We start from the raw sequence: 9,813 nt of genomic DNA, 5'->3' as shown, positions 1-9,813 counted from the left end.
GTAGCCGATTAGCCCCCGCCTGGGCCCGCCCTACCTCACCACACCCCCGGCCTGGACCCGACGTAACCCACCAGGCCCCGCCGTACCTCACCACACCCCCGGCCCGGACCCGCCGTACCCGGCAGAGCCTCGCCTGGCCCGCCCCAGCTCACCACACCCCCGGCCCGGACCCGCCCGTACCCGGCAGAGCCCCGCAGCCGCCAGATCCCGCCGACCCGACGTAGCCGACTGGCCCCCGTCTAGCCTCCACCTGGGCCTGACGCGTGGAACGACGTCACCACCGGGCCCCGCCCCGCCCCGCCCCCGTACCTACAGCTTCTCCACCGGCGCGTACCGCAGCAGCAACCGCTTCGGCTTCGGCTCCCCGAAGTCGACCGTCGCCTCGGAGTTCGCGCCCGTCCCCTTCACCTCGACGACCGTGCCCAGGCCGAACTGGTCGTGCGTGACCCGGTCTCCGACCGCCAGCGACACCACCGGCTTCTCCGCGATACCGCGACGCGTCGCGAACCCGGAGGCGCCCGAGGCCGCGGACCGCGAACGCGAGGAGGACAGCGACGACGACAGCGAAGCCGCCACACCCGAAACGGGGCTCGACGAGGCGGGACCCATCGCGCCCGTGCGCTTCCACTCCAGGTGCGCGTCCGGGATCTCCTCCAGGAAGCGGGACGGCGGGTTGTACGAGGGCTGCCCCCAAGCACTGCGCATGGACGACCGCGTCAGATACAGCCGCTCCCGCGCGCGCGTGATGCCGACGTACGCAAGGCGCCGCTCCTCCTCGAGCTCCTTGACCTGTCCCAACGCACGCATGTGCGGGAAGACGCCGTCCTCCATGCCCGTCAGGAACACCACGGGAAACTCAAGGCCCTTGGCGGTGTGCAGGGTCATGAGGGTGATGACGCCGTTGCCGTCCTCCTCGTCGGGGATCTGGTCGGAGTCGGCGACGAGCGCGACGCGCTCCAGGAAGGCGGAGAGCCCGCCCGGAGTCTCGCCCTCACCGGTCTCCTGCTCGAACTCCAGTGCCACGGCGGCGAGTTCCTGAAGGTTCTCGATCCGGGTCTCGTCCTGCGGGTCGGTGGACGCCTGCAACTCGGCGAGGTAGCCGGTGCGTTCGAGTACCGCCTCCAGGACGGTGGCCGGACCCGCGCCCGACTCCACGATCGTCCGCAGGTCCTCCATCAGCGTGTTGAACCGCTTGACCGCGTTCGTGGAGCGAGCCGCCATCCCGTAGGCCTCGTCCACGCGTCGCAGCGCCTGCGGGAAGCTGATCTTCTCGCGCTGCGAGAGCGCGTCGATCATCGCCTCGGCACGGTCGCCGATGCCGCGCTTTGGGACGTTGAGAATCCGGCGCATCGGGACGGAGTCCTCCGGGTTGGACAGCACCCGCAGGTACGCAAGGACGTCCCGGACCTCCTTGCGTTCGTAGAAGCGGACGCCGCCGACGACCTTGTAGGGCAGGCCGACGCGGATGAAGACTTCTTCGAAGACACGGGACTGGGCGTTCGTACGGTAGAAGACCGCGACATCGCCCGCCTTGGCGTCGCCCGCGTCGGTGAGACGGTCTATCTCGTCGGCGACGAACTGGGCCTCGTCGTGCTCGGTGTCCGCGACGTAACCGGTGATGTTCGAACCCGCGCCGGCGTTCGTCCACAGGTTCTTGGGGCGGCGGGATTCGTTGCGCTCGATGACCGCGTTGGCCGCGCTGAGAATCGTCTGGGTGGAGCGGTAGTTCTGCTCCAGGAGGATCGTCGCCGCGTTCGGGTAGTCCTCCTCGAACTGGAGGATGTTGCGGATGGTCGCGCCGCGGAAGGCGTAGATCGACTGGTCGGCGTCGCCCACGACGCACAGCTCGGCGGGCGGCAGGTCGTGCGCGCTGGGCGGGACGTCCACGGGGTGCTCGGAGGTGCCGACGAGTTCGCGCACCAGGGCGTACTGCGCGTGGTTGGTGTCCTGGTACTCGTCCACGAGGACGTGCCGGAAGCGGCGGTGGTAGTGCTCGGCGACGTCCGGGAAGGCGCGGAGCAGGTTGACCGTCGTCATGATCAGGTCGTCGAAGTCGAGCGCGTTGGCCTCGCGCAGCCGCGACTGGTACATCGCGTAGGCCTGGGCGAGAGTCTTCTCGAAGCCGTCGGTGGCCTGGGCGGCGAAGTCCTCTTCGTCGATCAGCTCGTTCTTCAGGTTCGAGATCTTGGCGCTGAAGGACTTCGGCGGGAAGCGCTTCGGATCGAGGTCCAGGTCACGGCAGACCAGGGCCATGAGCCGCTTGCTGTCGGCGGCGTCGTAGATCGAGAACGACGACGTGAAGCCGAGCCTCTTGCTCTCGCGGCGCAGGATCCGTACGCACGCGCTGTGGAAGGTCATCACCCACATCGCGTTGGCGCGCGGGCCGACGAGGTGCTCGACGCGCTCCTTCATCTCGCCCGCGGCCTTGTTGGTGAAGGTGATCGCGAGGATCTGGCCGGGGTGGACCTGGCGCTCGCCCAGCAGATACGCGATCCGGTGCGTGAGCACGCGGGTCTTGCCGGAACCCGCGCCGGCCACGATGAGCAGGGGGGAGCCGGAGTGCGCCACGGCCGCCCGCTGGTTCTCGTTCAGCCCGTCCAGGAGCGCGGCCGCGTCCACGACGGGGCGCGGGGCGCCGTCGCGGTAGTACGCGTCCCGGCTCGGCGGCACGTCGAAGCGGCCGCCGAACAGGTCGTCCGGAAGCTGCTCCGCCGCCCCGTCCTCGGGCGGCGGCGGGGGTTCTTCCTCGTGAGCCCCCGAGGGCTTGAGGTCCGCCAGGAAGCTGTCATCAAAGAGGCTGCTCATCGCTCTCCGAGTCTAGGCGGCCCCACTGACACCCCGCCGCCACCCCGAAAATCTCGACCGGAACTCGTGACGATGCTCAGCGACCGAGGATCCTCGAGAGCCGGCCGCCCTCCACCCTTCGTGCCCCTCCAGCACCGCGCCACCCTTCGTATCCCTCCAGAACCGAGCCATCACAGTCAGCGACCGCCAGGCCAACCAGACCGAGACGTGCACCTTCCCGCCGTACGGGTCCGCGGAACCGCCCGCCGAGAACCGCAAACCTGCGGGTTCGTACGCCCTCACGTTGCCACTCCGCACAACTCGCCCCATATCCCTCCGAATTGACGACGATCAGCGAAGCACATGACTAAGGTCACGAAAACGTATCGGGCATTTCGAACATCAACCTTCACAGAAGCCGCACGAGTTGGCTAGCGTGCTGATCAGGCCACCCGACCCCCACCGGCGAACGTCGCCGGGCCGCGGTGGCCTCCGCCGAATTCGGTGCGCCCTCGTGGCAGCCGGAACCGGGGACCCACCGAACTTGGGGTGAATCGGTCCAACTGCCTTGTCGGGCATGGACCGTAGGGCAACCCTTCCGAACCACCCGCCCGAACCCGACAGCTAACCCGGTAGGCGGATGATGGAAGGAGTCGCCTCCCTTGGCGTCGCAACGCAAATGGTTCTCGGGTTCGCGCGTGGCGGGTACGGCCCCCGCTCTCGCCACAGCGGCCCTCACTTCGGTGGCCCTGCTCTCCCAGACGGCGAACGCCGCGCCTTCGGAAGAGTCCAAGCCGAGCCTCGAAGAGGTCGAGAAGAAGGTCGACGACCTCTACCGGCAGGCGGAGTCGGCCACCGACAAGTACAACGCGGCCAAGGAGAAGACCACCAAGCAGCGCAAGAAGGTCGACACCCTCCTCGACGACGTCGCCCAGCGCACCGAAAAGCTCAACACCGCGCGTGAGGAGCTCGGCGGGTACGCCGCGGCGCAGTACCGCACCGGGGCCGCCGCCCCCGACACCGCCTCCCTCCTGCTGGCCGACAACCCACAGGACTACTTCGACCAGACCCAGCTGATGAGCCGTCTTACCGACCGCCAGAAGGTGGCCGTCGACGACTACGTCACGGAGCAGGCCGCCGCCGCCGAGACGCGCACGGAGGCCTCCCAGAGCCTGGAGACGCTGACCACGTCGCAGAACGCCCTCCAGGCGTCCAAGACCGACGTCCAGCAGAAGCTCGCCAAGGCACGCGAGCTGCTCTCGCAGCTGACCGCGGACGAGAAGGCGCGGCTCGCCGCGATCGAGGAGGAGCAGCGCAAGGCGGCCGAGCGCAAGGCCGCGGAGCTGGCGCAGCAGCAGGCGGCCGCCGACGCCGCGGCACAGGCGGCCCAGGAGTCGTCGTCGAGCGCGACGACCGGCACCACCGGCTCGGCCACCACCGCCGACTCCGCGTACACGACGAAAGCGGCCAAGACCGTCGCGTTCGCCCGCGCACAGGTCGGCAAGCCGTACGTCTGGGGTGCCACCGGCCCCGGTTCGTACGACTGCTCGGGCCTCACCCAGGCCGCGTGGAAGGCCGCCGGCGTCACCCTCCCGCGCGTCACCTACGACCAGGTGACCGCCGGCACGACCGTCTCCCTCACCGACGCCCAGCCCGGCGACCTGGTCTTCTTCTACGGCGACGTCAGCCATGTCGGCCTCTACATAGGCAACGGCATGATGATCCACGCCCCGAAGCCGGGCGCGTACGTCCGCGAGGAGTCGATCTTCTACGACGGCGAGGCGGCCATCCACAGCGTGGTACGGCCCGCGTAACGCATCGCCCGCCCGACACCTTTCACGGGGCACGCACGCGTGGAGCACGTTTTCGTGCTCCACGCGTGCGTGCCCCACGTTTTAATCGCCTTAATCCCCACGCGCGCGTGCCCCACGGGCAACCCGCCCGAAGATCCTTAGCATCGGGCCCATGTCAGCCATCTCCCAGCTCCGCGCCTGGTGGGCCGAGCGGCCGCCCGCCGCCGGTGCCGCCGTCATGGCGACCGGCATCGTCTCGGTCGGGTTGCATCTGACCGGCTACGAGACGCTGTCCCGTGCCGCACTGGCCCTGGCGTCCGCCGCGTGGCTCGCGCTCGCCGCGGACTTCGCCGTACGGCTGGTACGGGATCGGACGCGCTGGGCGGCGGAGGCGAGCACGCCCCCCGGGCTCACCGCCGTCGCGGCGACCACGATCCTCGGCTTGCGGCTGTCCGCGCTGGGGTGGCAGGAGCTCGCCGAGGCCCTGCTGGCGCTGTCGGCCGTGCTGTGGCCGGTGCTGCTCTTCGTCGTCGTACGGCACTGGAGTCGTCGTATGCCGGGCGGGGTGTTCCTCGTGTGCGTGGCCACGCAGGGGCTCTCGGTGCTGGGTGCCACGCTCGCCGCGGCCGTGGGCGCGGACTGGCTCGCGCATGCCGCGCTGGTGCTGTTCTGGCTCGGGATCGTGCTCTACGGGGTGGCGTTCACGTACTTCGACATCAGGGAGGTGGTCAGGGGCGCCGGGGACCACTGGATCGCGGTCGGCGCGCTCGCCATCTCGGCGCTGGCCGGGGCCAGGCTCGTCGCGGCGCACAACGTCGACGCGTACCTGTGGAACGACGACGACAACGGCGTCCTGCGCGCCGTCACCACCGCTCTGCTCGTCCTCGGCCTCGCCTGGTACTGCGTCCTGGCCGTCGCGGAACTGGCCCGGCCGCGCCTTCGCTACGACGTGCGGCGCTGGGCGACCGTGTTCCCCATGGGGATGACGGCGGTGGCGGCCCTGGTGGTCTCGACCGCCCTGGACGTCACGTGGCTCGACGGGCTGGGAAAGGTGCTGCTGTGGATCGCGGTGGCCGGTTGGCTGGTGGTGGCGGCCGGAGCCGTCAGGTCCGCGGCACCGCGCGGAATCAGGTCCACAACACCGCGATGAAGATGTTCGCCGTCGTCAGCAGCCCGACGAGCCCGAAGAGCCCCTTCTCCACCTTCTCGTCGTCGCGCTTCACATAGACGAGCCCCAGGATCACGATCAGCAGCGCCAGCTTCACGCCGATCTTGATGTTGTTGACCGACTGATCGTCCGCCTGGTTGAGGCCGACCAGCACGACGCCCGTGACCAGCATGGTCAGCGCGCCATGCAGCATCGCGGGGACGAAACGGGCCGTGCCCCGGCCCATCGCCTTCATCTGGGTGAGGAAGCCACCGAGGAGCGAGGCGATGCCGATGATGTGCAGGCCGACGAAGAGATGGATGAGTACGTCCATGAGACCGGAGCCTATTCATGCACCCCGGTCCCTCTTGTCACCGGCCCACCCCCTGTAACCCATAGCACCGGCGCACGTCTGGTTGTCCCGGATTCGCCACATCGGTCATCACACCCTGTGAAGTCAGCGGCACCAGACCGGAATTACGGTCATTTGCGGTCATCAAGTGATCCAGTGGCGCCAATTGCATACATGGCGTTACCAAGCCCTCACGCTCAGGTTTAGCGTCCTCCACCAGGTGCCCGGCTCCCCATCGCCGCCCTGGCCAGGGGCGGCAACCGGACACCACCGCCGAGAAGGTCCGGCGGCGGCCCGCTCCCCCTGTGTGGGCCGCCGCCGGACGCGTAACCGCTGACCGCCGGGCTCCTGCTCCGGCGGCCGTACGGAAGGATGTGGGCCCTCGTGGCAGCGCACCGCAAGCCCAGGCAGCGCTCGCTCGGCGGAAGCAAGGTCCGCACAGCCGCCACGATCGCCCTCGCGGGCGCGGCGACGGCCACCGCCTTCGACGGGACAGGGTACGCCGAGCCCCAGCTGTCGACGGCGCAGGTGAAGGCCAAGGTCGACAAGTTGTACGAGGAGGCGGAGGTCGCCACCGAGAAGTACAACGGCGCCAAGGAGAAGGCCGGCAAGGCTGCGGAACGGCTGGACAAACTCCAGGACGAGGCGGCACGCAAGGAGGAACGCCTGAACTCGGCGCGCGACGCACTGGGTTCGATCGCCGCCTCGCAGTACCGCAGCGGCGGCCTCGACCCGGCGCTGCAACTCGCGCTCTCCGACGATCCCGGCCAGTACCTGGAAGGGGCCGCGTTCGCCGAACGGGCGGGCAGCAGGCAGGCGGCGGCCGTGGATCGCGTACGTCAACAGCTGCGGGAGATCGCCCAGTTGCGCGGGGCAGCGCATGTCGAGCTGACCTCGCTCAAGTCGCGGCAGGCGGAGCTGAAGCGGCACAAGAAGACGGTCAACGGAAAGCTGGATGCGGCGCGGCAGCTGCTGAGTCGACTCAGCGACGAAGAGCGCGCGCAGGCCGAGGGCACCGGCGACTCAGGCGACCGCGCCTCACGCTCCTCGACGCGGGACCTGACCGACCCGGCAGCCCAGGCCGGTTCCGTCGCCGCCCCCAACTCCCGTGCGGCAGCCGCCGTCTCGTACGCCTACGGGAAGCTCGGCAGCCCCTACGTCTGGGGTGCCACCGGGCCCGACGCCTTCGACTGCTCCGGCCTCTCCCAGGCCGCGTACCGCGCCGCGGGCATCGCGCTTCCCCGTACGACCTATTCCCAGATCAACGCCGGCCGCCGCGTCTCCCGCTCCGAACTTCTCCCGGGCGACCTGGTGTTCTTCTACTCGGGCATCAGCCATGTGGGCATCTACGTGGGCAACGGCCAGATGATCCACGCCCCCAACCCGAGCGTGCCGGTGCGACTGGCTCCGATCGACCAGATGCCGTTCGCCGGGGCTGCCCGGGTGGTGTGAGGGCGACCGCGCACCGGACGCCGTACGGCCCCCGCGAACCGTCGTCCGCCTCGTCGACTCACTCACTCACTCACTCACTCACTCACTCACTCACTCACACCAGACGTCGCGCCGTGGCCCACCGGGTCAGCTCGTGCCGGTTGGAGAGCTGCAACTTCCGCAGTACGGCCGAGACATGGGACTCGACCGTCTTGACGGAGATGAACAGCTGCTTGGCGATTTCCTTGTAGGCGTAGCCGCGGGCGATGAGGCGGAGGACCTCTCGCTCGCGCTGGGTGAGACGGTCGAGGTCCTCGTCGACGGGCGGGGCGTCGGTCGAGGCGAACGCGTCGAGGACGAACCCCGCCAGGCGTGGCGAGAAGACCGCGTCGCCGTCCTGGACGCGGAAGATGGAGTCCACGAGGTCCGCACCGGTGATCGTCTTGGTGACATAGCCCCGGGCGCCGCCGCGGATCACACCGATGACGTCCTCCGCGGCGTCCGACACGGACAGTGCGAGGAAGCGGACCGGCTGCTCGGCGTCACCCATCAACGGGGCGCAACGACGGAGCACTTCGACACCGCCGCCGCCCGGCAGGTGAACGTCGAGCAGAACGACCTCGGGCCGCGTGGCCGTGATGACCGTGACCGCCTGGTCGACGTCAGCGGCCTCGCCGACCACCTCGACGCCGGTCCGCTCGGTCTGCCCGATCTCGGCCTGAACTCCCGTACGGAACATGCGGTGGTCGTCGACGAGCACGACCCGCGCATGACGCCCGCCTCCGGCACCGACAGCGGCCGACCCGGCCACGTTCGCGGCCTCTCCGGATGCGGCGGCAGCCGAAGGGGTCTCCTCGCCGCCGGCAGAACTGCCGGACTCCACAGGCCCATTCGTGTCACTCATGACGTCCTCTCCGCCCTCTCCATCTCCAGCTCGACCTCCGTGCCGCCGTCCGGCACCGCGCGCAGCCGCGCCGTACCGCCGTTGCGCTCCATGCGGCCGATGATCGATTCTCTGACGCCCATGCGGTCGGCGGGTATCGCGTCGAAGTCGAAGCCGGGGCCGCGGTCGCGGACGGACACGAACACCGTGGTGCCCTCGACTTCGGCGAAGACCTGTACCGCGCCGCCCTCGCCACCGTACTTGGCCGCGTTCACCATCGCTTCCCGCGCGGCCTGCATCTGCGCGGAAATACCGTCGTCGAGGGGGCAGTCGCCGACGACCACGACCTCGATGGGGACGCCGTGCTTGTCCTCGACCTCCGCGGCGTTGCGCCGGACCGCCTCGGCGAGGGTGTCAGGCTCCTCGGCCTCGTCCTTTCCCGTGCCCTCCGGTTTGTAGAGCCAGGTGCGCAGGTCGCGCTCCTGGGCGCGGGCCAGGCGCCGTACCTCGTTCCCATTGTCCGCGTTGCGCTGGATCAGGGTCAGGGTGTGCAGCACCGAGTCATGGACATGGGCGGCGACTTCGGCCCGCTCCTGGGCGCGGATACGCATCAGGCGCTCCTCGGAGAGGTCCTGTGTCATGCGTACGAGATAGGGGCCGGCCAACAGCGCTATACCGACCAGAACCGCGAGTGCGGCCTGGAGGACGGAGCCGAGGTGGGCAGCCGAGCCCTGGAGGACGAATATTCCGGATACCCCGGTGGTGACCAGCAGGACACCAGCAGCGGAACGCAGCAGCGTGAGCGTACGACGACGACGGCCGACCTCCACCCAGCGGGCCCGCCGCGCGTTGTCCGCCTGGCGCCAGACCAGGGCGACGCCCGCGCCGACGAGCACGGTCGGCCACAGATACGCCTTCGCTCCGCCACCGAGATTCACATTGCCGACGAAGACCATCGCCACGACGACCATGAGGAGCAGCGCGACGATCTGCCCCTTGTCCGGCTTGCGGGCCACGAGTCTGCGACGGCCGTCGGGAGCGGTCTCGGTGGAGATGCCCGGCGTACGCCCGCCGGAGGCCCCGGCGGCTCCTCCCACCCCGCCCACTCCGAGCGGCACGAAGAACCAGAACGCGGCGTACAGCAGCGCGCCCAGCCCGTCCGCCATGAACAGGCCGACGAACATGAGCCGAACCCAGATCACCGGCAGCCCGAGATGCCCGGCGAGCCCTCGCGCCACGCCCCCGAGCCAGCGTCCGTCGCTGCTGCGGTAGAGCTTGCGCGGGGGCCGCGGGGCGTCCAGGGAGATGGCTGCGGCTTCCGGCATGCCATCGATGTTCACACGCCCGGCGGACCCGGGCATCAGGGTCGACCCCCGAGACTCCCCTGATCTTCGAGAATCCGCTGATCGAACAGCTCCCCCGC

At 69.7% G+C, this 9,813-nt stretch carries 7 protein-coding genes and 1 riboswitch; of the genes, 3 read left to right on the top strand and 4 right to left on the bottom strand.

Annotation, left to right across the window (positions count from 1 at the left end; all coding sequences use genetic code 11):
- Positions 1-309: 309 nt before the first annotated feature.
- Complete coding sequence (gene pcrA / locus AB0N66_RS21060) at positions 310-2,805, bottom strand: DNA helicase PcrA (RefSeq protein ID WP_365437068.1); 2,496 nt, start codon at positions 2,803-2,805, stop codon at positions 310-312.
- A 462-nt stretch (positions 2,806-3,267) separates the two neighbouring features.
- Positions 3,268-3,439: riboswitch (cyclic di-AMP (ydaO/yuaA leader) on the top strand.
- Positions 3,440-3,446: 7 nt separating this feature from the next.
- Between pcrA and AB0N66_RS21055 the strand changes: the two genes are divergently transcribed.
- Entirely contained in the window at positions 3,447-4,598 is a 1,152-nt protein-coding gene (locus AB0N66_RS21055; protein ID WP_365437066.1) for an NlpC/P60 family protein, read from the top strand.
- 151 nt (positions 4,599-4,749) lie between these two features.
- Complete coding sequence (locus AB0N66_RS21050) at positions 4,750-5,727, top strand: tellurite resistance/C4-dicarboxylate transporter family protein (protein ID WP_365437063.1); 978 nt, start codon at positions 4,750-4,752, stop codon at positions 5,725-5,727.
- Here the strand turns inward: AB0N66_RS21050 and AB0N66_RS21045 are convergent.
- Positions 5,705-6,058, bottom strand: coding sequence for a hypothetical protein (locus tag AB0N66_RS21045; RefSeq protein WP_365437060.1), 354 nt, complete (start codon positions 6,056-6,058; stop codon positions 5,705-5,707). The two genes, AB0N66_RS21050 and AB0N66_RS21045, sit on opposite strands and share 23 nt — an antisense overlap.
- A gap of 402 nt (positions 6,059-6,460) precedes the next feature.
- Here AB0N66_RS21045 and AB0N66_RS21040 point away from each other — a divergent pair, with 402 nt between their 5' ends.
- The gene (locus tag AB0N66_RS21040; RefSeq protein ID WP_365437057.1) at positions 6,461-7,528 is read left to right on the top strand and encodes an NlpC/P60 family protein; all 1,068 of its coding nucleotides are present in this window, start codon (positions 6,461-6,463) and stop codon (positions 7,526-7,528) included.
- A 94-nt stretch (positions 7,529-7,622) separates the two neighbouring features.
- On the opposite strand, the gene AB0N66_RS21035 is transcribed toward AB0N66_RS21040, so the two are convergent.
- Together AB0N66_RS21035 and AB0N66_RS21030 are read right to left on the bottom strand one after the other, a co-directional pair.
- Positions 7,623-8,411, bottom strand: coding sequence for a response regulator transcription factor (locus AB0N66_RS21035; RefSeq protein WP_365437054.1), 789 nt, complete (start codon positions 8,409-8,411; stop codon positions 7,623-7,625).
- Complete coding sequence (locus tag AB0N66_RS21030) at positions 8,408-9,751, bottom strand: PspC domain-containing protein (protein WP_365437051.1); 1,344 nt, start codon at positions 9,749-9,751, stop codon at positions 8,408-8,410. Before AB0N66_RS21030 ends, AB0N66_RS21035 begins: the two co-directional genes overlap by 4 nt.
- Between the last annotated feature and the right edge of the window lie 62 nt (positions 9,752-9,813).

This window comes from Streptomyces sp. NPDC093544 (assembly GCF_040683495.1).
Taxonomy (GTDB): Bacteria; Actinomycetota; Actinomycetes; order Streptomycetales; family Streptomycetaceae; genus Streptomyces.
The sequence above is the reverse complement of the archived record's forward strand: the minus strand, read 5'-3'. Positions and strand labels throughout refer to the sequence as shown.